The sequence below is a fragment of the Marispirochaeta aestuarii genome (genome assembly GCF_002087085.1).
In the GTDB taxonomy this organism is placed as follows: domain Bacteria; phylum Spirochaetota; class Spirochaetia; order JC444; family Marispirochaetaceae; genus Marispirochaeta; species Marispirochaeta aestuarii.
Map to the genome: position 1 here is coordinate 160120 of NZ_MWQY01000010.1, position 25802 is coordinate 185921.

The 25802-nt window shown below is 52.6% G+C and carries 29 protein-coding genes and 2 tRNA genes; 5 read left to right on the forward strand and 26 right to left on the reverse strand.

Annotation, left to right across the window (positions count from 1 at the left end; genetic code table 11):
- Positions 1-2 precede the first annotated feature (2 nt).
- Together B4O97_RS10550 and B4O97_RS10555 are read right to left on the reverse strand one after the other, a co-directional pair.
- Positions 3-245, reverse strand: coding sequence for a DUF5320 family protein (locus tag B4O97_RS10550; RefSeq protein ID WP_083050666.1), 243 nt, complete (start codon positions 243-245; stop codon positions 3-5).
- On the reverse strand, positions 232-705 hold the full coding sequence (locus tag B4O97_RS10555) for a DUF134 domain-containing protein (protein ID WP_083050668.1): 474 nt from the start codon (positions 703-705) through the stop codon (positions 232-234). The genes B4O97_RS10550 and B4O97_RS10555 overlap by 14 nt, the downstream gene beginning before the upstream one ends.
- A 139-nt stretch (positions 706-844) precedes the next feature.
- Between B4O97_RS10555 and B4O97_RS10560 the strand changes: the two genes are divergently transcribed.
- On the forward strand, positions 845-1411 hold the full coding sequence (locus B4O97_RS10560) for a hemerythrin domain-containing protein (RefSeq protein WP_198947058.1): 567 nt from the start codon (positions 845-847) through the stop codon (positions 1409-1411).
- Between the two features lie 7 nt (positions 1412-1418).
- Here the strand turns inward: B4O97_RS10560 and B4O97_RS10565 are convergent, their stop codons facing one another.
- From B4O97_RS10565 to B4O97_RS10630, 14 genes are all read right to left on the reverse strand, one after another.
- Positions 1419-1847 carry a C-GCAxxG-C-C family (seleno)protein gene (locus tag B4O97_RS10565; protein ID WP_083050669.1) on the reverse strand — a complete coding sequence of 143 codons (429 nt, stop codon included), beginning with the start codon at positions 1845-1847 and terminating at the stop codon, positions 1419-1421.
- Between the two features lie 40 nt (positions 1848-1887).
- On the reverse strand, positions 1888-2274 hold the full coding sequence (locus B4O97_RS10570; RefSeq protein WP_083050671.1) for a pyridoxamine 5'-phosphate oxidase family protein: 387 nt from the start codon (positions 2272-2274) through the stop codon (positions 1888-1890).
- Between the two features lie 93 nt (positions 2275-2367).
- Entirely contained in the window at positions 2368-3021 is a 654-nt protein-coding gene (locus B4O97_RS10575) for an RraA family protein (RefSeq protein WP_083050672.1), read from the reverse strand.
- Positions 3022-3075: 54 nt separating this feature from the next.
- Positions 3076-3300, reverse strand: a complete 225-nt coding sequence (locus tag B4O97_RS10580; RefSeq protein WP_083050674.1) for a DUF3343 domain-containing protein — start codon at positions 3298-3300, stop codon at positions 3076-3078.
- A complete protein-coding gene (locus B4O97_RS10585) occupies positions 3297-4454 on the reverse strand; it encodes an aminotransferase class V-fold PLP-dependent enzyme (RefSeq protein WP_083050675.1) in 1158 nt (385 codons plus the stop codon). Before B4O97_RS10585 ends, B4O97_RS10580 begins: the two co-directional genes overlap by 4 nt.
- A complete protein-coding gene (locus B4O97_RS10590) occupies positions 4451-4660 on the reverse strand; it encodes a sulfurtransferase TusA family protein (RefSeq protein WP_083050677.1) in 210 nt (69 codons plus the stop codon). The genes B4O97_RS10585 and B4O97_RS10590 overlap by 4 nt, the downstream gene beginning before the upstream one ends.
- Positions 4657-5760, reverse strand: coding sequence for a YedE family putative selenium transporter (gene yedE / locus B4O97_RS10595; RefSeq protein WP_198947059.1), 1104 nt, complete (start codon positions 5758-5760; stop codon positions 4657-4659). The genes B4O97_RS10590 and yedE overlap by 4 nt, the downstream gene beginning before the upstream one ends.
- Positions 5761-6023: 263 nt before the next feature.
- Entirely contained in the window at positions 6024-6860 is an 837-nt protein-coding gene (locus B4O97_RS10600; protein ID WP_083050678.1) for a carbohydrate ABC transporter permease, read from the reverse strand.
- A gap of 1 nt (position 6861) precedes the next feature.
- Positions 6862-7746, reverse strand: a complete 885-nt coding sequence (locus B4O97_RS10605; protein ID WP_198947060.1) for a carbohydrate ABC transporter permease — start codon at positions 7744-7746, stop codon at positions 6862-6864.
- Positions 7747-7838: 92 nt separating this feature from the next.
- On the reverse strand, positions 7839-9080 hold the full coding sequence (locus B4O97_RS10610; RefSeq protein WP_083050680.1) for an ABC transporter substrate-binding protein: 1242 nt from the start codon (positions 9078-9080) through the stop codon (positions 7839-7841).
- A complete protein-coding gene (locus B4O97_RS10615) occupies positions 9077-10033 on the reverse strand; it encodes a transketolase family protein (RefSeq protein WP_083050720.1) in 957 nt (318 codons plus the stop codon). Before B4O97_RS10615 ends, B4O97_RS10610 begins: the two co-directional genes overlap by 4 nt.
- Positions 10033-10932, reverse strand: a complete 900-nt coding sequence (locus B4O97_RS10620; RefSeq protein ID WP_083050681.1) for a transketolase — start codon at positions 10930-10932, stop codon at positions 10033-10035. Before B4O97_RS10620 ends, B4O97_RS10615 begins: the two co-directional genes overlap by 1 nt.
- A gap of 26 nt (positions 10933-10958) precedes the next feature.
- Positions 10959-11648, reverse strand: a complete 690-nt coding sequence (locus B4O97_RS10625; protein WP_083050683.1) for a FadR/GntR family transcriptional regulator — start codon at positions 11646-11648, stop codon at positions 10959-10961.
- A 306-nt stretch (positions 11649-11954) separates the two neighbouring features.
- Positions 11955-12028: transfer RNA gene (locus B4O97_RS10630), tRNA-Arg, on the reverse strand.
- Between the two features lie 169 nt (positions 12029-12197).
- Here B4O97_RS10630 and B4O97_RS10635 point away from each other — a divergent pair.
- A tRNA-Phe gene (locus tag B4O97_RS10635) sits at positions 12198-12270 on the forward strand.
- Between the two features lie 234 nt (positions 12271-12504).
- Here the strand turns inward: B4O97_RS10635 and B4O97_RS10640 are convergent.
- The 6 genes from B4O97_RS10640 to B4O97_RS10665 are packed head-to-tail and all read right to left on the reverse strand — an operon-like array spanning position 12505 to position 18285.
- Positions 12505-13158: a metallophosphoesterase family protein gene (locus B4O97_RS10640; protein WP_083050684.1), complete on the reverse strand. Its 654-nt coding sequence runs from the start codon at positions 13156-13158 to the stop codon at positions 12505-12507.
- 16 nt (positions 13159-13174) lie between these two features.
- Positions 13175-13900, reverse strand: coding sequence for an ABC transporter ATP-binding protein (locus B4O97_RS10645; protein WP_083050686.1), 726 nt, complete (start codon positions 13898-13900; stop codon positions 13175-13177).
- Positions 13897-14667: an ABC transporter permease gene (locus tag B4O97_RS10650; RefSeq protein ID WP_158084257.1), complete on the reverse strand. Its 771-nt coding sequence runs from the start codon at positions 14665-14667 to the stop codon at positions 13897-13899. The genes B4O97_RS10645 and B4O97_RS10650 overlap by 4 nt, the downstream gene beginning before the upstream one ends.
- Positions 14651-15640, reverse strand: coding sequence for an ABC transporter substrate-binding protein (locus tag B4O97_RS10655; protein ID WP_083050689.1), 990 nt, complete (start codon positions 15638-15640; stop codon positions 14651-14653). The genes B4O97_RS10650 and B4O97_RS10655 overlap by 17 nt, the downstream gene beginning before the upstream one ends.
- Positions 15641-15662: 22 nt before the next feature.
- Positions 15663-17225, reverse strand: a complete 1563-nt coding sequence (locus tag B4O97_RS10660) for an MFS transporter (RefSeq protein WP_198947061.1) — start codon at positions 17223-17225, stop codon at positions 15663-15665.
- A 43-nt stretch (positions 17226-17268) separates the two neighbouring features.
- Positions 17269-18285 carry an ROK family protein gene (locus B4O97_RS10665; RefSeq protein ID WP_158084258.1) on the reverse strand — a complete coding sequence of 339 codons (1017 nt, stop codon included), beginning with the start codon at positions 18283-18285 and terminating at the stop codon, positions 17269-17271.
- Positions 18286-18390: 105 nt separating this feature from the next.
- Here B4O97_RS10665 and B4O97_RS10670 point away from each other — a divergent pair, with 105 nt between their 5' ends.
- The 3 genes from B4O97_RS10670 to B4O97_RS10680 are packed head-to-tail and all read left to right on the forward strand — an operon-like array spanning position 18391 to position 21312.
- A complete protein-coding gene (locus B4O97_RS10670) occupies positions 18391-19449 on the forward strand; it encodes a methyltransferase (RefSeq protein ID WP_083050692.1) in 1059 nt (352 codons plus the stop codon).
- Complete coding sequence (locus B4O97_RS10675) at positions 19449-20444, forward strand: PilZ domain-containing protein (protein ID WP_083050693.1); 996 nt, start codon at positions 19449-19451, stop codon at positions 20442-20444. Before B4O97_RS10670 ends, B4O97_RS10675 begins: the two co-directional genes overlap by 1 nt.
- Positions 20445-20466: 22 nt before the next feature.
- On the forward strand, positions 20467-21312 hold the full coding sequence (locus tag B4O97_RS10680) for a winged helix-turn-helix transcriptional regulator (protein WP_096348878.1): 846 nt from the start codon (positions 20467-20469) through the stop codon (positions 21310-21312).
- A gap of 424 nt (positions 21313-21736) precedes the next feature.
- On the opposite strand, the gene B4O97_RS10685 is transcribed toward B4O97_RS10680, so the two are convergent.
- The 4 genes from B4O97_RS10685 to B4O97_RS10700 form a co-directional block, all read right to left on the reverse strand.
- Positions 21737-22753, reverse strand: a complete 1017-nt coding sequence (locus B4O97_RS10685) for a TRAP transporter substrate-binding protein (protein ID WP_198947062.1) — start codon at positions 22751-22753, stop codon at positions 21737-21739.
- 137 nt (positions 22754-22890) lie between these two features.
- Complete coding sequence (locus B4O97_RS10690) at positions 22891-24183, reverse strand: TRAP transporter large permease (RefSeq protein WP_198947063.1); 1293 nt, start codon at positions 24181-24183, stop codon at positions 22891-22893.
- Positions 24180-24770 (reverse strand): TRAP transporter small permease, encoded by a 591-nt coding sequence (locus B4O97_RS10695; protein WP_083050699.1) that lies wholly within the window; start codon positions 24768-24770, stop codon positions 24180-24182. The genes B4O97_RS10690 and B4O97_RS10695 overlap by 4 nt, the downstream gene beginning before the upstream one ends.
- Positions 24771-24843: 73 nt before the next feature.
- Positions 24844-25802: TRAP transporter substrate-binding protein (locus B4O97_RS10700; protein WP_143305646.1), on the reverse strand; the 959-nt coding region annotated here is incomplete at its 5' end.

Genomic DNA, 25802 nt, shown 5'->3' on the forward strand with positions numbered 1-25802 from the left:
CCTCAGCCTTTCCGCCTGTGGTTGTACAGTTCTTCCCGGACCATGGTGTGGCCGCACTTGGGGCATTTGATTTGTGTGCAGGAGACTCCCTGCTGATGGGCAACCGTGGTTCCGCACTTTACGCAGATACAGCTGCCGCCGGGACCATAGGCGCCACCGCTGTTTCGGCCCCGTCTGTTGAAACCCAGACCCCGTCCTGTTCCGGCACCCGTTCCGTCGGGTCCCGTACCATCACCTCTCGGCATTATCTTCCTCTCCCATTTCCCGGCCGTACTGCCGGCAGCAATTTCCATGTCCGAAACCATCGGCCATATCCTCTATATCAGCAGAACCGCAGATCGGGCAGACTGGAAGCTCGCCGTCAAAGCCTGAACTGAATAATTCGCCACAGCTGAGACAGCGCATCAGGTTCCTCCGGAAATGAACACAGCCGCCCTCTATACAAAGCTCCCTGCCCTCCACCAGAAAGGCGGCGACTTTTTTCCGGGCCCTTTCCAGAAGCCGGGTAAAGGTGGAGCGGGAAATTTCCATCTGCAGAGCCGCCTCTTCATGTTCCAGCTGCAGATAATCGGCGAGCCGCACCGCTTCATACTCATCCAGAGAGAGAGCTATCTGCTCAAGCCCCCGTTTGCGTATTCCCGTGGGTTTGAATGAAGAGTAGAGAGGGGGCTTGCTGACGATTCTGTTCTTCTGCGGCCGGGGCACGATATCCTCCAGGGGTCATTACCTGACAAGCATATTGCACATATGTGCATAATGTCAAGACAGGAACTTCTTTATCTGTGTTTGATTATTTGATTTCCCTTCGTATCCTTCTTATTTTATGAGACAGGAGGTCATATTTATGAGAAAACATATGTGCCTCAAACCCCGGGGATGTCTGATGATAGAGCATCGCCTGATTGAACGAGCAATAGAGATCCTGGCGGTTGAGAGGGACCGCTTGAAGGCCGGTGGAACCCTGGATCCGGTGTTCATTGACAAGATGGTGGATTTTATCCGCACCTACGCGGACCGCACACACCATGGTAAAGAGGAGGATATTCTCTTTGAGAGTCTTGAAAGCAAGGATCTGTCCCAGGAAGAAAAAGACCTCATGCGTGAACTTATCGACGAGCACAAATACGGCCGCAAACTGACAGAGCAGCTGGTAAGGTCAAAAGAGGCTGTTCTGGAAGGGGATAAGGCTCAGCTCGAGAGCTTACTGGATGCGGTGAACAAACTTGTCGAGTTCTACCCCGAGCATATACGCAAAGAGGATGAGCGTTTCTTTCCCGATACGGAACGGCACTACGACAAAGAGGAACTCGACGCCATGCTGCGGGAGTTTTATGACTTTGACATGCAGATGATCCACGAGAAGTACCGCAAAACCGTGGAGAGCATCGAGGAAGAAAAAGAAAGCGTATAGCCGTATTTCAGGTCTTTTTCAGCTCTTCATCAATAAGCTTTTCGAGGATGCCGCCGATCCGCGCGATTACGTTGTGGCATCCGATTACCTCGTCGCGGTACATCTCTTTTAAACGGTCGCAGTCAGTTGAGCCAAGCTCATCCTGGACCCGGTTAAAGAGTTTCCGGTTGATCTCTTTAAAGCGCTCGTCAACCTTGGCCCGGTCTTTAACAAAAATGGTACTGATGGCCATGATGCCGCCGGTTATTGCTCCACAGCTCTTCTCCACTCCCATGCCGCCGCCGAAAGCCGCCGAGAGCTTGAGAGCTTCCGGCGGCAGCTTGAGCTGATAGGCCTGGTTCGCGGCGAAGAGTATGGTTTCAGCGCAGTTCAGGTTTTCCCTCCCTGCGAGTCCGGCGTTGACTATGTCCTGAATCGATTCTTTTTTCCGAATCATGGAGATAAGTGTAATCCATGAAGCGGCAGAGCTCAATAGCTCAGGCCAGCCGGTCGGCTCCGGAATAGACCTCTTCAACAGTCAGATAGAAGGCCGCTTTGGGAGTCATCTGAGGGTGCTTTACATGGACCCAGTCCACGACCTCCTGGTACCTGGCACCATCAAGAGCGCAATCCACCGTACCTTTGATCTGATAAGACTTTCGCGTATCCGGATCCAGCACAACCACGCTTAATCGCGGATTCTCTTCCAGGTTCTTCCGGGTCTTCTGAAACTTGTTGTCCGCCACCACCATGGTCTGATCGTCAAGGGCTTTGACATAGGTCACGTACACAATATTCGGAACGCCGTCGGCGCTGGATGTGGCAATACAGGTGGGATTTGTCTTTTCGATAGCAGTAAGCACTTCTGTCGGCAATTTGGCCATGGGGACTCCTTGTTGATATTTATTCTCATTGCATTCTACAGGGAGCGCTGCTATGAATCAAGATAGAGTGTTTCGAAACTTAGTGACAGGTCTCTAGAGTATTCCGTATTTCTCGAAGGTTTTTACAATACCCGCACCTGCACGGAGCTCCTCCCGCACAGTATTCTCTCCCTGTACCTTCTGCCAGGCCTTCTCAATCACCTCCGGAGCGATCTTGCCGGGAACGACTACCACGCCGTCTACATCGGCATAGACGAGGTCTCCGGGGCAGACCCGGATGCCCCCGCAGACCACCGGGATGTTCCGCTCCTTGCCGTCCATACGTCCCTGGCTGTCGTAGGGGATGAGCCCCCTGCAGAAGACCGGAAAGCCCAGTTCGGTAATTTCGTGATAATCCCGGGCACCCCCGTCGGTCACGACCCCCGAGGCCCCCCTTCCGACCGCCGCGTTGGAAAGCAGCCCGCCCCAGAAGGCGGAGAGGTTCTCTGCATTGCACTGGGCCACGACAATCTGCCCCCGCTCAAGATCGTCGATGAGTTCCATCTCAAGCTGAAAGGGCTTTGCCGGGACCTCCGTGACGGCTTCCTGATAGATGGTAACTGCCTCTCCCCAGGCTTTCATGCTGTGATTCAGGGGCCGGATGGAGGGATCCATGCACTGAATTCTGTAGCCCATGGCGTCCATTACGTCCATGAGGACCGCGGAATAACAGGCATCCAGTTTTTCCTTGTACTGCAGGTATTTCATATACCTCAAGCATAGGACGGAATACCCGGATCTGCAAGGAAAAGCAGTTACGGCTCAGACCTCAAAGATTCCCTGTATCTCTATTCCTGATTGATCCACCGCTTCTTTTGCCGCTTCGGAATCCGAAGCGGCAAAGCGTACGCAGGTTCCGCAGTCAGAGGAAAGATGTCGCGGGACAGGGACAAGTCTGCAGGGGATTTCCCGCTCCTTGAGCATCTTCTCGATCCTCAGGGCGTGGCTCGTTGAATAGACAAGCAGAACGCTCATTGGAACTTTCATTTCGAAGTTCCTGCGGCCAGGCTTTCCACTGCGCGTACAGCAGCGTCGATATCTTCATCGCCAGTAAAAGCCCCGACAGACATGCGGACGGTGCCGGAAGGAAAGGTGCCGATGGTTCTATGGGCCGAGGGAGCACAGTGCAGACCGACCCGGGTAAGTATGCCGTAATCGGTATCCAGGACCTCCCCCAATTCGGAAACTTCATGACCTTCCAGAGTAAAGGAGAGAACCCCCGTCCGCATGCTCGCATCCGCCGGTCCGTACAGAACAAGTCCGGGGATACCGGACAGGCCTTCCGCCAGGCGGGCAGATTGTCTCTGTTCCTCCTTGAGAATCACCTCCCTGCCCCTCTCCAGGAGCCACTGAAGACCGGCTCTCAGCCCGGCGATTCCCGCTGCATTGCAGGTACCGCTTTCAAAACGGTCCGGCAGGAACTGCGGTTGTTCCTCAGTCTCCGACCGGGAGCCTGTTCCCCCCTCTATCAGGGGACTGACCTCCGTCTCCCGTATGCGGGATCCAAAAATCAGCCCCCCCGTACCAGGTGGCCCGTAGAGCGACTTGTGACCTGTAAATACGAGCAGGTCAATTTTATCCTTCTCCATATCCAGGGGCAGCACTCCCCCCGCCTGGGCTGAATCGACAAGAAAAACAGAACCCTTTTCACGGACGATAGCGCCGACCTCCCCGACGGGCATGATTGTGCCGGTAACATTCGACGCCGCAGACATGACCACCACATCGGCTTTCTGTCTCAAGGCCTTTTTCAGGTCCGCCGGGTCGAGGGTACCGTCCCGGCCGCAGGGAACAACTGCAAGCTCTATCCCCTCCTTTTCCAGGGACCTGAGGGGGCGCATGACCGCGTTATGTTCCATTCCCGTTGTAATGACCCGGCTGCCGGGTTTCAGGATTCCCTTCAAAGCCATGTTCAAACCATAGGTAGCATTATGGGTAAAGATTACCCGCAGGGGATCCGGTCCGCCAAAAAAATGGTTCAGGGCTTCTCGAGCCTCATACACGATCCGTGCCGCCTCCAGTGATAGACCGTGAGCCGAGCGTCCGGGATTTGCGCCGGTGCGGGTCAGAAAATCATAAACCGCTTGTGCAGTTCCGGCGGGTTTCGGGAAGGAGGTCGCCGCATTGTCCAGATATATCATGCTTTGCTTATCACCATCCGGAAACCTTCGCCCTCTTCAGAGCTTTCTACTGTGCAGCCTTTTTTTTCAGCGATCCTGGTAACGTTCTCCCGGGAGGTTACCGTATCCACAAGAACGGAGAAGGGGAAAAACCCTTCCCTGATTGCATCGGTGGTCAAAATAACCGGTTGAGGACAGGAGAGTCCCCGGGCATCCACTTCCTTCATATTTTACGCTCCTTCATAGCAAAACCAATAAATATGCATAAACAAATCCCTATAAGAACCGCCGCCATACCGTAGGGACTCACTCCCCCGACCTGAAGACTGCCCCCGGCAAGACTGTCGGGTTTTCCTGCAAAACCAAAATTGTGAGAAATCGCCGCCCCTGCAATCATGCCAAGAACGAACACGGTGGAATCCCCGTCACCTTCACCGGATAGAATCAGCTGCCGCCCGGGACAGCCGCCAGCAAGGCAGAAAGCGAGCCCCGCCAGGAACATGCCGAGGAAATTCCAGAGATGATTCGAATGAGCCACAGGCTGCAGGGTAAATCCGAAATCAATCCTGCCGAAAATCAGGTTGACAGCGGCGGCCGACAAAAGAAGGGCGACAATGCCGCTCAGGAGATGGGTGTCCCGCATCAGGAGAACGTCCCGAACAGATCCCATGGTACAGAAGCGGGTACGCTGGGCAAGAAACCCGACACCCAGGGAAACCGCCAGGGAGATAACAAGCGGGGCACTCATGGACCCGGGACCGGCGCTGCTGCGAAGGAGGGCTGGGAAATCTGCAACGAGCAATACAAGAAAGAGCAGCATAACAGCGGGCAGGACCAATCCGGCGGCCTGATTATCCGGTCGTGACCGCCCCAGAGTGTAGCCCGACCTGAGAAATGCGACTCCAACAGCGATTCCCGCCGTGAGACCTGCGATACCGACCACGGCGTTGAGGTCTCCCCCGGCAAGACGCAGCAAGGCCCTCCACGGGCAACCGAGAAAAGCAAGGGCGCCGATCATGGCAAAGATACCGAGTATGAAGCGGACCGCCGGAGCAGACCCCGATCTGGCTTTGAACTCACCAAAAATCATGGCAGCGATCATCGAGCCGAGAACGAAACCGGGGATCTCGGGACGCAGATACTGCACAACCTCAGCTCGATGAAGTCCCAGGGCCCCTGCGATGTCCCGCTCGAAACAGGCAACACAGATACCCATATTGGCAGGGTTTCCCCATACCGAGAGAAGAGCAGCAAAAACTCCGATAAAGCAGCCTGTCAGAATAATACCAGTACGGGACGAGAAAAAATGTGTCAGCTTTTCTTTCAAGGAAGATACCTCCCAATAGTATGCGGCATCCTCCGGGACGGCAGAACAGACAATAGACTTTTACATTAATCTGCCTGACAAGGAACGGGAGTTTGCCCTGGATAAGACATCAACTGATGCCCGTGCATTTGCTCATGAACGGAGAAACACGCCCTGGCTACCCCCTTATTATTTAATAATGAATCCTAACATCAGTAAGATGAGCTGTCAATGAAACAGTTTATTTCTCAATGAAAAACGCGGCAGATTCATTCAGGAAAGGTTTATCCCTTGACCGCGCCGGCAGTCATACCGGAAATGAGCTGTTTCTGTATAAAGAAGAACAGTACGATTACCGGGAGGGCGCTCAGGACTCCTCCAGCCGTCAACAAGCCCCACTCGATCTGGTACTCCCCGATCATGTTCTGCAGAGCGATCGGAATGGTACGGACCCGGCTGTTTGTCAGGATAGCTGCGTACAGGTATTCATTCCAGGAGGTAATAAATATGTATATGCCGGTTGAGAAGATACCCGGCATGACTACCGGAATAATGACCCGCACCATGGCGCCGAAGCGGGAACAGCCGTCAATCTGTGCGGCCTTGTCAAGATCGGTGGGAACGGCGTTGAAAAAACTGGTCATCATCCAGGTTGAAAAGGGGATTGTAAATGTGGAATACGCAATAATCAGGGCAAAGTAGGTGTCCATGATGTTCAGTACTTTCATCATAATAAAGAGCGGGATAATCAGGAGCATGATGGGGAACATGTTGATTACAAGGAACTGCATAAGAAGATATTTTCTGCCCCGGAATTTATATCGGGAAAAACTGTAGCTGGCGGGTACTGTAAGGAAAAGCCCCACAAAGGCGGTAGTCAGGGCGACAATAAAGCTGTCCGCCATATTCGCTGCGAAATTCAACTTGCTGAAAAGACGCACATAGTTTTCCCTTGTTGGATGCTCAGGAAAAAAACGAAAATCGGGGCGGTAGAGTTCCTTCTCCTGGGTTATGGATGAAATGAAGGTCCAGAGGTACGGTCCCAGGGCAAACAGGAGGATCAGAATAATCGGAAGATATATTGTGAATATTCGTTTAACCGGATGCTTTTTTGCCGTCATATCAGTTCTCACTCTTCAGAATGCTTCGGATATACCCAAAAACAATGATCATGAGGAAGATGGTCAAAAAAACCGCCAGCGTTGAAGCATAGCCGAAATCCATACCCTTATATGCTTTGATATAGGAGTACACCGGCAGGGTGTATGTGCTGTAGCCGGGACCACCGCCGGTCATGATAATGATTATATCAAGAGAATTTGCCACCCAGATCGTTCGCAGCAGTACGGTTGTCAGGATTATGGGCTTGAGCATGGGAAGGGTAATCCGGCGAAAACCGGCCCATTTCCCCGCCCCGTCAATGGAAGCGGCTTCATACAGCTCCTGCGGTATTGCCTGCAGGCCCGCCAGAAGCATGACTGCAAAAAATGGAAAACCCTGCCAGATCAAGGCAAAAATGATTGCTCCCAGGGCGGTTGATTTATCGGCAAGGAAGGGAATGAACTCATTTATAAGCCCCAGACGTCTGAGAATCTGATTAATCAATCCATAGTTGCCATCGTACATCCATCGCCACATCAAGGCCGTAATTACACTGGGAGTAACCCAGGGTATAAGTACGAGAGAACGGGCAAGACCCTGGCCGCGAAAGTTGTTTTTCAAAATCAAGGCCGTTACAAAACCGAGGAGGAACTGGAAGGTGATGATCCCCGCAATCCAAAAACCTGTATTCAGTAACGAAGTATAAAAAAGGGGGTCCGAAAAAGCCTGAATATAATTTTCCAGACCGCTAAAGGCCTTTTCCTGAGGTTTGTACAGAATGTACTGCATCAGGCTGTACATCATGGTTCGGAACATCGGAAAAAAGACAACGGCCAGAGTTATTATTATGGCGGGAGAGACAAGGGCATAAGGGAAAATATCCGGTCTGCGGCGTGTTTCCGTCACAGGCAACTCCTCTTTCAAAGATACGGAGGGACTGCCGACACTCGAAGGATGAATCGGCAGCCCCGTTCTTTCAGGATTTCCAGCCGGACAGCTTATTTGGCGAAGTGATCTTCAATCGCCTGCATCATCTCGGCGCTGGTAATTTCACCTGCAAAAGCCTGCTGCATCAGGGCCGGCCACAGGGATTCGACGAACTCCGCAGTTCCGGGATGGGCAGGAAGGACGCCGGCAAAATCAGCTGAATCAGTTGTAGCCTTGAGAAATCGATCGGCATCTGCCCTGGCATTGCTCTTGTTAATGGAAACCTGCCCGCTGGACTTCTGCCAGATGGCATTGTTTTCAGCTTCAGCGAGGAAGGCTGCCCACTTGAAAGCGGCATCCGGAACCTCGGTGGCTGCAAAAACCGCGTTTTCCTCATCGCCGAAGGAGGTCCAGTAGCCCTCTGTTCCCCGGGGTACCGGAGCAGCGGAAATCCTGTCGCCCAGGGCTTCTTCCATCTGCGCAGCACTTCCCAGATGATGTATGGTCATGGCGGTCCGCCCGGAAATCATGTTGGCGATTATCTCCTTAAAACCGTCGCTGGGTGTTGTGGGAGGACTCACTTTGTGCACCCGGTAAAGATCGATGAACCACTGATTGGCCGCTATGGCCTCCGGTGTAGTCAGTCCTGAATTGCCGTTTTTGTCAAAGAACTGTGCGCCGCTTGAGAGAACAAAGGTTCCCCACCAGTCGTGACCGCCCCGGGCTCCGCGGATACCAAAACCGTAAACATCGACAACACCGTCGCCATCGGTGTCCCGGGTAAGCTTTTTCGCTGCGTCCAGGAATTCTTCCCGGGTTTTCGGGACCTCAAGCCCCAGTTCATCGAACATGTCCTGCCGGTAGTAGAGGTAGAGGATTACCATCTGCAGGGGCATGTAATACTGTTTGCCGTCGGTGTACCTGGTAAGCTCCCAGACGTTTTCGTAGATGTCATCTTTTCCGTCCCAGGAGGCGATGTAGTCGTCCAGAGGAAGAAGAGCGCCCATTTCCACCAGCTGAGGCTGCCACCAGAGTTTTACCTGAGCTACATCCGGCGGATATCCTCCGGCAACAGCGGTAAGCAGTTTCTGGTTGTAGACATCCCAGGCAACCCGTTCCGCTTCGATTCTGATGCCCGGCTTCTCCCTTTCGAACTTCTCGATGAGAGGATTCAAAGCAGTTTCCGGATTATCAAAGTGATACCAGAATTTCACCACCTGCTCTTCAGCTTCCGAGGCCTCGCTTCCTCCTCCCGCAAAAAGTGCCGGGCAGATCAGCAACAGAACCAATACAAGAATACTGGATTTCTTCATAAATCCCTCCTAGTTTTTTTATTCAGGACATGCCTGACGTTTTCACAGATATCCGAGGACGTGAGTCCGTATTTTTCCAGAATCTCCTGCGGCTCTCCCGATTCACCGAAGGTGTCCTGGACTCCCACCATTGCCAGGGGAACAGGCGATTCCCGGACAAGCAGATCCGCACAGGCGCTTCCCAGGCCGCCTATAACGGAATGCTCCTCGGCAGTTACCAGGGAACCGCACTCCCCTGCAGCCTTAAGAACAGCATCTTTGTCCAGAGGTTTAATGGTATGCATGTTGATGACCCTGGCCCTGATCCCTTCCCCGGCAAGACGGTCGGATGCTTCCAGAGCTGCACTGACCATCATGCCCGCCGCGATTATTGCCACATCCCCGCCGTCCCTCAGGGTAACAGCCCGTCCAGGAACAAAGGGCGTTTCTGTACCGGTAATTACCGGCGTGGGGATTCTTCCCAGGCGCAGGTAGACCGGGCCGTTCATCTCTGCCGCTGCCCTGGTAGCCTTGTAGGCTTCATTGGCATCACAGGGCACCAGGACAGTCATCCCCGGAATCAGCCGCATGAGGGCGATGTCTTCGAAGCTCTGATGGGTTGCTCCGTCGGCACCCACGCACATTCCCCCGTGGCTTGTCGCAATTTTTACATTGGCCTGATTATATCCGACCGAGACCCGAACCGCCTGATTCGCAAGACTGGTCGCGAAGACCGCAAAAGTAGTTGTAAAAGGAACAAAACCGTCTATCGCCATTCCGGCGGCGGTGCCGATCATGTCCGATTCCTTGATCCCCATCTGAAAGAACCTTTCGGGAAAAGCGTTCTTAAATGCGGTCACCTTTACCGCATCCGTCAGATCGGCGGTCAGAACAACGATCTTTTTATTTTCCGCCCCAAGATCTACAAGGGCATCACCAAAAGCTTCTCGCATTGCCTTGTTACCAGCGTACATCAGGCTGTCTCCCCGGCTTTCCACGCCTCCGGCAATGGGAAATCCTGAAATTTTTCCGAAAGACCAAGCGCCGTCAAGGCTTCGGCTGTCTGGATGTCTGAAGGACAGCTTCCGTGCCACTCGGCTTTGTCTTCCATAAAAGGAACGCCCTTTCCCATTTTTGTTCTGCCTATAATCACAGAGGGTAATCCCGACTTATTCCCGCAGATTTCCAAGGTTTCAACGATGGACGGAATATCGTTTCCATCGATTTCCACGGCGTGCCATCCGAAGGCCTGGAAGCGTTCGATCAGAGGATCAATCTTCATGACAGCGTCCACGGGTCCGTCTATCTGCAGATTATTGTAGTTGATGAAGACCAGCAGATTATCCAGATGATAATGGGAGGATGTCATGGCCGCTTCCCACACCTGTCCTTCCTGAAGTTCACCGTCCCCCAGGACACAATATACTCTGCCTCTGGATCCGCGGAGCTTCATGGACATGGCGATTCCATTGGCCACGGAAAGCCCCTGTCCCAGCGGTCCGGTGGAGGTTTCGACGATTCCCGGCAGCATCTTGCGCGCGGGATGCCCCTGCAACGGAGAGCCCATTCGACGAAAAGACGACAGACTCTCCAGGGACAAAAAACCTTTTCGGGCAAGAGCGGCATACCAGACGGCACAGGTGTGCCCGTTACTCAGAACCAGACGGTCCCGATCCGGATCATCAATCCTGGAGGGGTCTGAAGTCATCCCCCCGCCATAGAGTACAGCCATGAAATCCGCCAGCCCAAGGGCTCCGCCTATATGGCCATGGCCGGCATTCCTGATCATCCTGACTGTGTCCCGCCTCAACTGGAGAGCGAAATCCCCCAGGGCTTCGTAATCCTTCAAAACAGTTTTTTTCTTTTCTTCCATTGACTTTTCCTGCTGCTCCTTTGGTACTATGTCGGACTCCCCGGATCGAGTCGCCGTATTCTTGATTGCATCATGTGATTTTCCATGGCCGCTGCGGCTCCAGCGGGGTTCCTGTTTAAAATATTCTTCAGCACATCCTCATGTTCATGGAGGCTGCTTTTAAAGACCAGGTTCTGGTCCTCCTTGAAATTCTTGTTCATCGCTATGATCTCCGGAGTAATCTGGGTAATAAGAGATTCCAGAACCTTATTCTTTGATGCCTTGACTATGGCCAGATGAAACAGATGATCTTCTTCCAGCGTCGACCGCTTCAACTTGAACGCCTGCTGGAAATCCTCGTTTGCCTGTGCAATCCTGGTGTGATCCTCTGAATCTCCCCTTTCCGCTGCAAGACGGGCGGAGAAGATTTCAAGGTAGGATCGGGTCTCTATCAGATCCTCCAGGGCAAAGGCGTCAAAATTGCGAATATTTGTGATCAGAGCATCCAGGGCAATCGGACGCATACCGGACAGATAGATCCCCTTCTGAGGCCGGATTTCCAGAACACCGTAGAACTCAAGTTTCTGAAGCGCTTTGCGGACGTATCCCCTGCTCGTTTTCAGTCTTTCCGCAAGCATTCGCTCGGATGGAATCTTCCCACCGGGTTTGATAGTTTCAGCCCGGAGCATTCGTTGCAGTTCATGAATAATTACATCTACCGGATCATCTTTACCCATAAGCGACTCTTCGATATAGAATAACGCAACTGGTTAACCAGATACCTCTCCATGGTAGCACTGGTTAACCAGTTTGGCAAGCTTTATTTACTGTTCAGAATCGTGGGGATGGAACGCGAATAAGTCCTGTTTTGTGAACAGATTATTCGTTCTGTCGTGCTTTCTCCGGGGAATTTTCCTTTTTGGTGAAATAATCCGACGATCAGGTTATTTTCATCCCCACGGTTCGGAACAGTAAGCAGGTTTATGAGGGGCCTTATAAAAAAAACCCGGAAGGTCCAGAAGACCATCCGGGTTATGAACGACTGAACGCGGCGAGATTCGAACTCACGACCTCTGCCTCCGGAGGGCAGCGCTCTATCCAGCTGAGCTACGCGTCCATGATCACTTAAGATCGGCGTTCAGAATAATCAGAGCATGCCGTTGTGTCAAGACTTTCGGGATCAGGCACTGCAGTAATGCACCAGGGGCCTGCAGAAAAGGCATGGAAAAATGAGGCCGTGCTGCTTGACACTTTTGCAGCCCTTCGGTATAAATATCCCCACGAGTGCCGCTGTAGCTCAGTCGGTAGAGCAGAGGACTGAAAATCCTCGTGTCAACAGTTCGATTCTGTTCGGCGGCACCTAAACACCGTATTTGCCGGTAACGGCGGATACGGTTTTTTTATGTCCCAGGACTTTAGACTTGTGTACTGTCTCGAACCGTGGGGATAAAAGAACCTTTCAGCCGGCTTACACCGCTATAATGGAAAAATCATCGGATACGGAACAGCCCCACGGATAATTCATGTGACAAACAACAGTTAGCCGTCACCCATCCCCACGATTCGAGACAGTAGTTTCTGGCCAGAAACCCATTACAGGTGCCTGAGTTCGGCTGAGACCTTCCCATCCCCGAAATCCGCCACGGCATAGCGCCCGTCCTTCAAACTCCCAGGATTTACCAGCAGGGATTCGCCGAAGCTGGAAACGGAACACGACTCGTGGATATGACCTGTGCAGACCAGGGAAGGACGGTAGTTCCTGATAAACTCAGCCACGGATGTGCTTCCCACATGCTTTCCGGCGGCTACCCGGTCGGCCTCGCTATCTGCCGGAGGCTGATGCACCAGGAGTATCCACTCCCTTCCCTCTATACCGTCCGGGAGGCCTTCAAGTTCGGAAGCCGCCTCCTCTTCGCTGTAGGTGGAGGGAGTCGGTATGGGTGCAGGCAGGGAACCGCCCAGGCCGATAACCGGGACCCCAGCCACAGTTACCAGCTTTCCATGGGCGAAGATTCCCTCTTCTGCGAGCAGATCCATTACACCCGGCCGGTCGCAGTTGCCGTGAATCGCCAGAACCGGGATCTTGAAGCTGCGAAGAATCTCGACCACCGAAAGGGCGTCCTTTCTGCCCCCGAAGTGGGTAAGATCCCCGGCGAGAAGCAGCAGATCAGCCGCCCTCTCCTTTTCAGATAACTTCTGAAGTTTATCGATTGAAGCGTGGATGTCCGAGATAATCAAAAGTTTCATGCTCCCTTCCCCCTCATTAACTCCTCTTGTCAAGTATGCTTCTGTAGAGTTCAGCCTCCACTGACATCAGCCGGGGATCCTCCAGACGACGTTCTGCCGGAGGCACCGGGTTTTCTATCTCCTTTATGATCCGCGCCGGGGGGGCAGAAAAAACAGTGATATAATCCCCCAGGATCATCGCCTCCTGGATATCATGGGTAACAAAGACGGTCGTGGGGGTCGTCTCCGCCCATAAGGACAAAAACCACTCCACAAGGTCCAGCTTTCGTGCCAGATCCAGGGCCTGTAGGGGTTCATCCATCAGCAGAATCTCCCCAGGGTAGGCGAAGGCCCTGGCAATGACAGCCCGCTGCCGCATTCCTCCCGAAAGTTCCGCGGGATAAGCATCCGCAAAGTCCCGCATACCGACCCGGGCAAGGGCTTCCTCCGCCCGTCTGCGAACCTCAAGTCGCTCGGTAAGCCCCTCATTTCCCTGAAGAACAAACTCCAGGTTGCCTCGGATGGTCCGCCAGGGGATGAGTCTCGGCTCCTGAAACAGATAGCTGATCCTTCGCGTCCCTACCCCTTCGATCCTTCCGCCCTCGGGCTGCAGAATCCCTGCCAGCATGTTCAAAAGACTTGTCTTGCCGCAGCCCGAGGGTCCGAGGATTACCGAAACCTTTCCCCCCGGAGCCCTCAGGTTCAGGCCGTCGAAGAGCAGCAGTTCCCCGAAGCGCTTCTGCACATTAACCAGGCGGATCACAGCACTCCCCCTCCGCGGCGGATCCCCGTGAAAAGCCGGCTACTGCGGCCCAGAAGGAATTCGCTCAAGGCGGACAAAAGAACCGCGATTACCGTCCAGGCGATAACTTCAGCGGTCTCGATGTAGATCTTTGCCTCATACATGGCGCTTCCCACGGCGGCTTCCGGACGGCTCAGTATCTCCGCGGCAATAACCGCCTTCCAGATAATCCCCAGGGCGGTCCTGGCTCCGGCACTGAAGTAGGTGTAAATTCCCGGAAGCAGTATGCTCCCGAGGATTCTTCTCCGGGGGACCCGGTAAACCCGGGCCATCTCTATCAGTCTGGGGTCCGCATTACGTATTCCCGCCACAACGTTCTCATAGATGATCGGAAAAGCCATCAGTACGGAGACAAACACCGGGACGAGGCCGGAGGGAAACCAGATCAGCGCCAGCAGTATAAAGGACATGACCGGTGTGCTCTTGATGATAATGACCAGGGGTTTGACAAGATTACGGAATACCGGCGACAGACCGGCGGCTACACCGCAAATCAGTCCCAGAACGGCGGATAGAAAAAAGGCCGCCGCACCCCGCAGGGAACTGGCCCCCAGGGCGGACACGAAGCCCGGGGATCGTACCACTTCCAGCAGAGAGACGGCCACCCGGAAGGGTCCGGGAAGAAGGACCTCAGTCCCCACGTACAGAGCCCCCAGCTTCCAAAAAGCGATTATCAGTACACCCCCCGTCATAGGGATACTGAGGGGATTCCTATTCGTAGAACTCATCCGACGGGACGCTCCCCCCAACGGAAGCGGCAGCAAAGCTGTGGAGTACCCGGTACAGCTCATCCACCCTGGGGCGCGCTTCCGCGGGACGCTGCAAATGCAGATTGAGCCGGGGTACCGCCGAGGCGATTATCCCCGCCGGCATCTCCATGAACTCCTCGGCAAGAAGGCCGGTCTCCTTAGGATGGGCAATTACCCAGTCTATGGCTGAGGAATATTCCGAGAAGAAGGCGTCCACCGTCTCCGGACTGGATTCCATGAGCTCAGCTTTAACCAGCACCGCGGTTATCGGATAGGTCTCCCCGGTTCCTGAGGTCCGGGCCCAGATCTTCTGCAGATCGATGACCGGCTGAACCTCGGGGTTTTTTTCAGAAACAATGCTTACGAAGGGTTCCGGCAGCACCGCCAGATCGATCTTCCCGGCCGCCAGCTGAGGGGTAATCGATACCTGATCGAAACTGAAATCGATGCTGACATCCTCATCTGGATCGACGCCGCTCCGGTCGAGGACATAACGCAGGATAAACTCCGGAGTCGATCCCTGGGCAATGCAGTAGATCGTCCTGCCCCTGAGGTCCTCCATGGAGCTGATATCCTTCCGGGAGCTGACTACATACAGCAGTCCGTCCCCGCTAACTGCTCCGAAGCGATAGGGGACGCCTTTGTTGTGCAGAACCGCAGCCAGATTGATCGGAACGGCGGCAATATCCACCTCACCGGACATTATCCGGGCGAGCATTATTTGAGGTTCCTGGACGATCCGATACTCAGCCTCAAATCCCTCGGCGAAGACGGGACGATTCTTGAAAAGAGGAAGCATTCCGATTGAGGTTGGGCCCTTGAGTCCGGCTACCTGAATTGATACGGGCTCCCGGGAAGCTTCCGGGGCTGCTTCCCCCACCCCTTCGGCTGTGAGATTGAAATTGAGAATGATAAGTATAAGAACACTAATGCCTGCGGATAATCTTTTCATGCTACCTCCGGTCAATCTAACCCTACTGAAGGGATAAGCCTTGGTCAATATCGGAGGTTCTCCTCCCGACAAGACTGTTCAGCCTCTCGGAGGCCGCAAACATGACGACCAAAAAACCGAGGAGAATAAAGGGCAGCAGGACAAGCCCCGTATACTGCAGAATGAATCCCAACAGGGGCGGCAGGTAGGCGGATCCCACATAGGCAAACCCCATCTGGAATCCTATGACCTTGCGGGAAGCCTCCCGTCCGAAGCGTGCCGGGACCTCGTGAATCATAGCGGGGAACACCGGAGAAAGCCCCAGCCCCACCATTACCAGAGCGACTCCAATAAGGGCATCCGGCAGGGGCAGAAGCAGGATCAGGATACCCGCGAGGGCTGTAATTATTCCCATTCTGATCATCCGTACATTGCTAAGCCTGAAGGAGATTATCCCGGACAGAAAACGGCCGGCGGTGATCCCGCCGTAGTACATGGCAATCCAGGAGGCAGCCCCCTCGATACTGAAGTTACGTGTATGCACGAGATAACTGCTGCCCCATAAACCCAGGCCGACCTCCACTCCGCAGTATAGAAGCATGGTCATAAGAGCGCAGACAACTCCCGGCAGTTCGAAGACCCCTGGGCAGCCCTTCTTTTGTGTCGTTCCCGGCTGCGGCGCCCCCTGCGGATTAATTAGAACCTGGTGCTTTTTCCAAAGCGGAAAACTTACCAGAATAACAGCTGCCATGAAGAGCTGTAGAAAGGCCAGGGTGCGGGCGCCGGGTTGCCAGGAACCAGTCTGTTCAAGAGCATATGACATTATAAGCGGCCCCAGGGTGGCGCCGATCCCCCAGAAGGAGTGGAGCCAGTTCATGTGATGAGCCCTGAAATGGAGGGCAACGTAATGGTTCAGGGAGGCATCCACTGCTCCTCCGCCTACCCCGAGAGGAACGGCAAGAAATAGAAGCCAGACAAATGAGGGAGCCGCGAAAAAACCGAAGAGCGCCAGGGATGTCATGAGGATACTGATAAAGGTAATCCTGGATGTGCCTATCTTTTCGGTGATGTAACCGCTCAAGAAACTGTAGATAATCCCGCCGCTGATGGAGACCATTGAGATAAGGCCCGCGGTGGACAGCTCGATTCCCCACTCCCGCTGAATTACCGGGATCGCCACCCCCAGAATGGAATCTGGAAGTCCGAGACTGATGAATGCCAGATAGATAACCAGCAAAAGCAGTATGGTAATGATGGTATGCTCCTCTTTTACGGTCGCCATCGGACGCTTCCCGTCCTCCGGCTCCGCTCTGCATCGTTCAGGGACGGCAAAGCCGTCCCTTCGCTTTTTTACGGTCGCCGTCGGACGCTTCCCGTCCTCCGGCTCCGCTCTGCATCGTTCAGGGACGGCAAAGCCGTCCCTTCGCTTTTTTACGGTCGCCATCGGACGCTTCCCGTCCTCCGGCTCCGCTCTGCATCGTTCAGGGACGGCAAAGCCGTCCCTTCGCTTTTTTACGGTCGCCATCGGACGCTTCCTGTCCTCCGGCTCCGCTCTGCATCGTTCAGGGACGGCAAAGCCGTCCCTTCGCTTTTTTACGGTCGCCATCGGACGCTTCCCGTCCTCCGGCTCCGCTCTGCATCGTTCAGGTTTATTTCCGTACGAGTTCGAACTCGCAGGACATTTTCGTCAAGGCGAGATACTTGAGGCCCTCCACGTAGCTGTCGTGAATATCCTCCTGGAATATGAGACCGGGGACGTGACCGGCGGGAGCTTCATCTGCGACCTTCTGCAGGACAAGCTCCCTGATTTCCGGAGTAAAGCTGTATCCGGAGAGGACAATCGTTCCGGGATTTATAATAGCGTTGACCGACAGGACCGTTTTTGCGACATAATTGCTGAAGCGCCCCTTGTCGCCCTGTATCTTTCTCTGCAAATCGGTGGAAACTCCCAGGGGAAGATAGGATACTTCTCCGGCAAAATTGGAGTTCCCCTGCAGAATCCTGCCGTTGACCACGATTCCCGCTCCGGGATTCCCCTCTTTCGGATAATATATGTAAGCGAGGCTCTCGGAACTTTGATCTGTCTCCGCTCTGAAATAGCCGATGGCGGTACAGTTGACATCGTTCTCTATTACTGTTTCCAGACCGGTCCTCTCTTGCAGGTATTCGGCGAGTGGAAACCCGATCAAAAAATCAAAATCGCAGAGTTCGATGATGCCCGTGTTGACTACCCCTGGAACCCCGATTCCAATGACTTTAAGACCGGCGAAGGAACTGCAGAAGCTGTCGACAAGGGACTCTAACTCGGCAAGACCGATCTCGCTAAAACAGGAACGTTCTTCACGCAGCACCAGCCCGCCCATATTGATTACTGAGGTGTAGATGATCTTCTCCGCCCCTTCCTGCCTCAGATACATCATCAGCAGACGGGCGTAATCCTGATTGTAGACAAAACGGCGGGAAGGACGTCCGCCGGTTGAGCCGGCCAGGTCCATCTCCAGAACCTCCCCGGATTCGAGGAGCTCCTTCAGGATGTTGCCGCAGGTAGCTACACTCAGTCCCGTTGTCCCGGAGATGCTCTTTTTTGTCCCATGACCCGACTGCCTCAGGGCCGAACGGATAAGCTCTGTATTTATCTGCCGGATCTTTACAGTATTTGCCGCCACTTTCATCAAGTCTTATTATAAGTATTTTGTTTACTTCTGCAAGATGAAAAGCGTTTTTTTAAAAGATATGTTGGTCTCCCTGCCCGGGTCTGCTACTATGGAAGGGTGGAAACAGTCTTTCTCAGAACCGCCCCGGGACTTGAAGATCTCAGCAAGCAGGAGGTCCTGGAAACACTTAAAAACGATACTCGGGAAACCCGTATAAAAGCCCGCAGCGGCAGGGGCTGGATAGAGATAGCAGCGCCGCCCTCGATCGTTCCGGAGGAGATTTTCAATAATCTTCGTACGGTCTTCCGCAGCATGATTCTCAAGAGTTCCGCTCCCCGAGGGGAGGGGAAACCCGGGTCCGAAGCCCTGAAGCTGGTTCAAAAAGGAGGTTTCCACGATCTGCATCACAACTCACCTTTCCGCATAACCTGTTATGCCTCCGCCGAACCCTCGGGAACCCGCCGTATGGTAGAACAGCTTATCGGTACGGAAGCTGTCAGGGCCAGCGGGGCCCCGGTGGATCTTACCCGTTATGATCTGAATTACGGTCTCGAATTCCTGGACAACAGGATTTTCTTCGGAACCGTTTTCAAGGACGAAGAGGAGGCTCCGCGGTACAGAAAAAGCTTCCAGGTCCGCTCATCGGCAAAACCTCATATTGCCGCTGCAATGCTTCGTCTCGTCGGTTTCTCATCGCGGCCGGGAACCCTCCTGGATCCCTGCTGCGGCTCCGGGACAATCCTGCTGGAGGCTGCATCGACCCGTCCTGAATCACGGCTCTACGGCGTTGACGTCGATCCCCTCTGCGCCAAAGGGGCCCAGAAAAACCTGCTTAAGCTCTTTCCAGGCCATGGGGGGAGCCGTATCTACCAGGGGGATGCAAGAAAACTGGAAGAACTTTTCCCCGCAAGCGGCCTGGACTACCTGGTCACCAATCCCCCCTTCGGAATCAGAACGGGGACCCGCATCAACTTCTACTGGTTCTACCGGGGGCTTCTCAACGGGGCAAACCGGCTTCTCAATGAAAAAGGCAGGATCGCCCTTCTCGTCGGACGACAGCGGGGTATATTCAACCGGGCGGTAAAAGAGGACGGCAACTTCAGGGCCATCCACATCCGGGTAATTGACGCCTCCGGACTCTTCCCGGCCCTCTATGTACTGGCGAGGACAAGCTGATGGACTTCCTTTTTGAAAGCCGCTTTAACGCCCTGATGGAAGGAATCAGCGGGCAGTTCGGCACGACTCCCCTGGGGCTGCTGATGTTTCTCCTGGCCCTTGCGTCGCTGCCGCTTTTTCTCTCCCTTCTGTACCTGCTGCAGAAACACCGGGAAAGGCAGGCCCGTACACGGCGGAGCGGAGAAATCATCAGAAAGCGCTGCGATAGAATCGGGCTCAGTCCCGCGGAAAGAGACCTGGTGAAAAAGCTTTCCGATTATGCGGGAGGATCGGAATCGGCTTATCTGGTTCTTTTTGACGAGCCCCGGTTTAACAAAACCGCCGAGGAACTTCAGAAACACGAAACAGAGATCGGCCCTAGTTCCATAGCCGCCCTCAGGGTCAAACTGGGATTCAGCAGAGAACCCCTTCACAGGCTTCACTCCACCGCCCAGTTATCCCCGGGAGATCCTCTGCTTGTCCGGCCGCAGAAAAAGCAGGGAGTGTTCAAAGCGCTTATTACCGCAGTCAGGACCGACGGTTTCGAGATCGCCATGGACGGTAGCAACCTGCTGACCTCGGGCGACTCGGCGGTATTTCAGTATCAGAACCGTCAGGGCAGCTTCCTGTTCAAAAGCTACTGCGTCAAGCGGAGGGGCGGCAGAATGCTGATACGGCATCAGGAAAAGCTGAAGCTGCGACAGAAGAGGGCCTATTTCCGGGCTGTATACACGGGAAAACTGCAAGTCGGGTATTTTGACAAGGACGAGCGTTTTCCGACCCGTTTTGTCGATATCGGTGGAGGCGGCGCGAGCCTCATCAATCCGGAAGAAAGTTTTGATCAGGGGGATTTCCTTGAACTGGTTTTTTCCCTGCCCGGCACCAGTGAAATGCTCAACCTCAAAGGCAGTGTAATCAGAACCTCCCGGGGCAGAAAGCTGCTTCATGTCAAATTCGAGGGAATCCAGGAGAACCAGCGGGACCGGATACTGGGACTGGCCTTTAAACCCCGGTAAGATTCCGGGTAATATCTGGTCCATGGATTTTGAACGCCGATACAGCCCCCTTCCCCGGTCCGCGGATATTGATGAATTCAGACAGGAGGTCCGGAAGTTTTACGCCGCCGAAGGGCGCAGCTTTCCCTGGCGACGGAACACATCTCCCTACAGCGTATTCGTATCGGAGGTCATGCTGCAGCAGACACAAGTCTGCCGAGTGGAGCCTAAATACCTCCGCTGGATGCGGGAGGTTCCGGACTTTCCTTCCCTGGCAGGGCTTTCCACCGAAGGCCTCCTGGGGCTCTGGCAGGGCCTTGGTTACAACCGCCGGGCCCTTGCGCTTCGGGAGTCTGCGTTAAAAGTCATAAAGGAACATGATGGAATACTGCCCGATGATCCGGAGCGGCTGAGGGGGTTTCCGGGAATCGGCCCGGCCACGGCGGCCTCGATCTGCGCCTTCGCCTTTAACTGTCCCGTTGTCTTTATCGAGACCAACATCCGGCGGGTATTCATCCATTTCTTCTTTCCCGAACGGGAAGCGCCGGTCAGCGACAGAGATATCCTTCCCCTGGTTGAAGCAAGCCTGCACAGGGAATCTCCCCGGGACTGGTACAATGCCCTGATGGACCTGGGAACGCTGCTCAAGAGCCGGATACCCAATCCCAACAGAAGGAGCCGCCACTATACGCGGCAGGCCCGCTTTGAAGGCTCCAACCGGGAAGCCCGGGGGGCCATTTTGAAAGCCCTGCAGAAGGCTCCCCTTCAATCCGCCGGGGAACTCTCGGAAAACACCGGAATCGATTACCGGCGGATTATGCGTGCCGCTGAGGAATTGGAGAAAGAGGGCTTTCTGAGCGCGGAAAATGGTATGTTCAGACTGGGGTAGGAAGGTTTTAACAAAGATGGACAGGGTGAGAAAGATGAGTACGTTATTTCAGGAGAATATATTTTTATATTAAGTTATCATTCTAATTGTATTGGAACAATGTGTTTCACGCCATAGCGGATCCTAACAGGCGAAAGATTCTCGTCTTTTGAAGAAAGCTAGGCTGAACGGCGGAGAAATTTCTCAGAAATAAAATAGATGCATCGCTAAAAAGTGCTTTTTTACCCTAGTTAAACGGGAAGATTTAGTGGGTGGAAAGTACCGAAGATGTTGCCTATAAACAACATCTCCTTCAACGGAGATGGGTTGTACGAGAATATTCGAACAACCCATCTCTTATAATGTATTTACATACTTTACCTATATGAGTGCAGCAAGATCATATTCACCATTTATGATCTCAACGTATTACAAAGAACCCCTGCTATTTCCGCTCAGCCTCTATTTCGGCCATTACAAAGTTGTAAATATCGATTCCGCATTTTTCAACTATCTGGTTCTTCACCGCACCGTTCATGATTTCTCCCATCGCTCTTCGCGCCTCCAGAGGAACTTCATTCACCTCGATTCCCAGACCGGGAAGTTTATCCAATATCTCTTTTTCCGACGCGGCGATAAGCTCACGATCCAGGCGAATCGTCTTCTTCGCCGCTTCTTCAATCAAAGACCGATGTTCCGCCGAAAGACCGTCCATGAAATCCTTGTTGGCATACCAGAGCCAGTTCGTATAAACATGCTTTGTCAGCGACCAGTACTTTTGCGCCTCGTAAAACTTCGCATAGTAAAAACTGGATGTAGCACACTCCTGGCCGTCAATCAGATTCTGCTGCAGAGAAGTGAATACTTCTGACCAGGAAAGGCTGGTCAGAACACATCCTACCGATTCCCAGGCGGCAATCTGAATAGGACCCCAACCCCGTATCTTCAATCCTTTCACGTCCTCCGGCTTCATTATGGGATTCTTTCGATTCGAAAAATTCCTGAAACCAATCTCCATGTATCCCAGTCCAACAAGATTCATGGATTCCAGAGGCTTCATCAGTTCGATCCCGGCCTTGCCGTCCAGTACCCGGTGCGCATGGGTGGCATCATCAAACATATAAAAAGAATCCCAGATGGCAAACTCGGGGATCGTCTGGGTAAAAAGTGTTGTCGCCGTGACGCTCATCTGAATATCACCGCGCCGGGCCTGCTCGAACATATCCTGTACGCTGCCAAGCTGCCCCCCAGGGAAAACCTGTACTTCAATCTGACCCTGCGATTCTTCTTCCACAATTTTCTTGAATTCGAGAAATGCTTTGTGTCCGGGAGTCTGTACGTTGTTATCGTGTCCAAGTTTGATCACGATCTTTTCCGCCCCCTTCTCTTTCTGCCCGTCCGCGATCAAAGTAATGCCACAAAGAATAGACAGCACCATGATGATCATCAATACCTTCTTCACAATCCTTCTCCTTACAAATATTTTCCGAGTGTATACGTATACACTCATTTTTTTGTTTGAGCTATAAAATTGAATATGCTATTGGCTCCGCTAGTATGTCTGCCTCCTCAGAAGCCGAAACCATGCTGCATCTTCTCTTAAATACGCATATTCAACAGCTTCGGTAACCATAAACTGATATTGGGCACGTAGGTGACTACGAGCAGTACAACAATCATGACCGCTATCCAGGGTAAAATGGCCTTTGCAATGTCATCGAATTTAATATCACTTATCTGGCAAGCCATAAAGAGGTTACATCCAAGTGGAGGAGTTACAAAACCAATTGCCAAGTTGAGAACCATAATCACGCCGAAATGGATGGGATTCACTCCAAGGGCAGTCACAACCGGAAGCAAGATCGGAACGAGTATTATTATTGATGCATTGGTCTCCATAAACGTACCGACAATAAGCAGCAAGATGTTTATAAATATTAGAATAACAATCTTATTCGAAGTGATCTCCAAAATGGAGTTTGCAATCATTACGGGGATATTGGTAATTGTAAGGATTCTTCCGAAGCCGGCAGAGATTCCGATGATCACCAATACTGCGGCACAAAGAAGGGCCGCATTATATCCGATGGATAATAGATCGGAAATTTTCACCTCTTTATATACAAATACGCTTACTATAATTCCGTAGATACAAGCTACAGCAGCAGCTTCCGTGGGTGTAAAAACCCCGCCATAGATTCCCCCCAGAACAAAAACAGGCACAAGTAAAGCAGGCACGGCTTCGACAAGAATCAGTATAATATCTTTAAACGAATGCTTTTCGCGGGAACCTTCATACCCTTTCTTTATAGAATAAATTAGAGTATATAGCGACAACCCAATACCTATCAGCAATCCGGGTCCGACGCCAGCCATAAACATACCCGTTACGGATACACCGGCAGCGACCGCATAGATGACCATGCATACACTTGGCGGTATGATTACCCCTACAGTACCCGCAGAGGCTATAAGCGCACCGGAAAAAGTTTTTCCATACCCTTTTCTCACCATTTCAGGAATCATAAGCAATCCGATGGCCGCTACCGTCGCCGACCCCGTTCCTGAAATCGCTGCAAAGAAAAGACAAGCCGCAATAGATACCAGCCCCAGACCTCCTTTAAATCGCCCGAAAAGTAATCCTGTTACCTGAAGCAATCGCTTGGAGATACCTCCTCGTCCCATTATGTCACCGGCAAACGTAAATAGCGGCACAGCCATCAGAGGGAATGAATTTAATCCCTGGATCATTGTCTGCGTAAAGGACTCGATGCTGATTGGTTTCGCGGTCAAGATAGTGACCACAGAGGCCATTCCCAAAGAAATACCGATCGGTACGGAAATCATCAAGAATAATATGAAACTTCCAAACAAGGTCATCGTCACCATCATTCTACTCCTTCACACGCTCTTACAGTTTCTTTTCGTACGGACTTCGGGAGAAAGCAGATATGCCCCGCGCCGGAATAAATTCCTGCATAGTTTTCGAAGATTTCCAACGAATCGTGGAATTTATTCAACTTCCATACAATACTCTGAATCAGGCGTATGACCACCAAAGCAAAACCAACGACTCCGGCACCGTATACAATATTAAGGGATACATTTATAGTTACCGCCATATCCTTAAAGCGAAAAACGGATTCACAGACCTTCATGGCCGCAATAAAAATCTGGATTGAAAACAACAGGAATATGAAGTCAGTGGCTAACATGAAATATTTCTGTACTTTTTCACTGAATCGTTTAATCAGTATAGTAACACGAATATGTCTTTGATTTCGGGTGGCGTAAGAAATACTGAAATACATAAGCCACACAAACATGAACCTGGCAACTTCTTCACCCCAGGAGAAACCGGCAGCAAAGACAAATCTCAGCACTACCTGGACAGCAATCAAAATGGTTATTGCGTAGAATAGCACAGCCATCATGACAGGTTCAAAGTTTATATCAATCCATTGCAGGATTTTCCTCATTTCTCTCCCCTCCTTACCTAATTTTAACCTGTTTCCCGACCTACTATTTTTCGAGTCGGGAAACTAGGATGACCTATTTCCGCTCAGCCTCTATTTCGGCCATTACAAAGTTGTAAATATCGATTCCGCATTTTTCAACTATCTGGTTCTTCACCGCACCGTTCATGATTTCTCCCATCGCTCTTCGCGCCTCCAGAGGAACTTCATTCACCTCGATTCCCAGACCGGGAAGTTTATCCAATATCTCTTTTTCCGACGCGGCGATAAGCTCACGATCCAGGCGAATCGTCTTCTTCGCCGCTTCTTCAATCAAAGACCGATGTTCCGCCGAAAGACCGTCCATGAAATCCTTGTTGGCATACCAGAGCCAGTTCGTATAAACATGCTTTGTCAGCGACCAGTACTTTTGCGCCTCGTAAAACTTCGCATAGTAAAAACTGGATGTAGCACACTCCTGGCCGTCAATCAGATTCTGCTGCAGAGAAGTGAATACTTCCGACCAGGAAAGGCTGGTCAGAACACATCCTACCGATTCCCAGGCGGCAATCTGAATAGGACCCCAACCCCGTATCTTCAATCCTTTCACGTCCTCCGGCTTCATTATGGGATTCTTTCGATTCGAAAAATTCCTGAAACCAATCTCCATGTATCCCAGTCCAACAAGATTCATGGATTCCAGAGGCTTCATCAGTTCGATCCCGGCCTTGCCGTCCAGTACCCGGTGCGCATGGGTGGCATCATCAAACATATAAAAAGAATCCCAGATGGCAAACTCGGGGATCGTCTGGGTAAAAAGTGTTGTCGCCGTGACGCTCATCTGAATATCACCGCGCCGGGCCTGCTCGAACATATCCTGTACGCTGCCAAGCTGCCCCCCAGGGAAAACCTGTACTTCAATCTGACCCTGCGATTCTTCTTCCACAATTTTCTTGAATTCGAGAAATGCTTTGTGTCCGGGAGTCTGTACGTTGTTATCGTGTCCAAGTTTGATCACGATCTTTTCCGCCCCCTTCTCTTTCTGCCCGTCCGCGA

Coding starts and splice junctions, on each gene's coding strand:
- B4O97_RS10550 (WP_083050666.1), bottom strand. CDS start 245: ATGCCGAGAGGTGATGGTACGGGACCCGACGGAACGGGTGCCGGAACA.
- B4O97_RS10560 (WP_198947058.1), top strand. CDS start 845: ATGAGAAAACATATGTGCCTCAAACCCCGGGGATGTCTGATGATAGAG.
- B4O97_RS10565 (WP_083050669.1), bottom strand. CDS start 1,847: ATGATTCGGAAAAAAGAATCGATTCAGGACATAGTCAACGCCGGACTC.
- B4O97_RS10570 (WP_083050671.1), bottom strand. CDS start 2,274: ATGGCCAAATTGCCGACAGAAGTGCTTACTGCTATCGAAAAGACAAAT.
- B4O97_RS10575 (WP_083050672.1), bottom strand. CDS start 3,021: ATGAAATACCTGCAGTACAAGGAAAAACTGGATGCCTGTTATTCCGCG.
- B4O97_RS10580 (WP_083050674.1), bottom strand. CDS start 3,300: ATGAAAGTTCCAATGAGCGTTCTGCTTGTCTATTCAACGAGCCACGCC.
- B4O97_RS10585 (WP_083050675.1), bottom strand. CDS start 4,454: ATGATATATCTGGACAATGCGGCGACCTCCTTCCCGAAACCCGCCGGA.
- B4O97_RS10590 (WP_083050677.1), bottom strand. CDS start 4,660: ATGAAGGAAGTGGATGCCCGGGGACTCTCCTGTCCTCAACCGGTTATT.
- B4O97_RS10600 (WP_083050678.1), bottom strand. CDS start 6,860: ATGACGGCAAAAAAGCATCCGGTTAAACGAATATTCACAATATATCTT.
- B4O97_RS10610 (WP_083050680.1), bottom strand. CDS start 9,080: ATGAAGAAATCCAGTATTCTTGTATTGGTTCTGTTGCTGATCTGCCCG.
- B4O97_RS10615 (WP_083050720.1), bottom strand. CDS start 10,033: ATGTACGCTGGTAACAAGGCAATGCGAGAAGCTTTTGGTGATGCCCTT.
- B4O97_RS10620 (WP_083050681.1), bottom strand. CDS start 10,932: ATGGAAGAAAAGAAAAAAACTGTTTTGAAGGATTACGAAGCCCTGGGG.
- B4O97_RS10625 (WP_083050683.1), bottom strand. CDS start 11,648: ATGGGTAAAGATGATCCGGTAGATGTAATTATTCATGAACTGCAACGA.
- B4O97_RS10640 (WP_083050684.1), bottom strand. CDS start 13,158: ATGAAACTTTTGATTATCTCGGACATCCACGCTTCAATCGATAAACTT.
- B4O97_RS10650 (WP_158084257.1), bottom strand. CDS start 14,667: ATGAGTTCTACGAATAGGAATCCCCTCAGTATCCCTATGACGGGGGGT.
- B4O97_RS10655 (WP_083050689.1), bottom strand. CDS start 15,640: ATGAAAAGATTATCCGCAGGCATTAGTGTTCTTATACTTATCATTCTC.
- B4O97_RS10660 (WP_198947061.1), bottom strand. CDS start 17,225: ATGGCGACCGTAAAAAAGCGAAGGGACGGCTTTGCCGTCCCTGAACGA.
- B4O97_RS10675 (WP_083050693.1), top strand. CDS start 19,449: ATGGACTTCCTTTTTGAAAGCCGCTTTAACGCCCTGATGGAAGGAATC.
- B4O97_RS10680 (WP_096348878.1), top strand. CDS start 20,467: ATGGATTTTGAACGCCGATACAGCCCCCTTCCCCGGTCCGCGGATATT.
- B4O97_RS10690 (WP_198947063.1), bottom strand. CDS start 24,183: ATGATGGTGACGATGACCTTGTTTGGAAGTTTCATATTATTCTTGATG.
- B4O97_RS10695 (WP_083050699.1), bottom strand. CDS start 24,770: ATGAGGAAAATCCTGCAATGGATTGATATAAACTTTGAACCTGTCATG.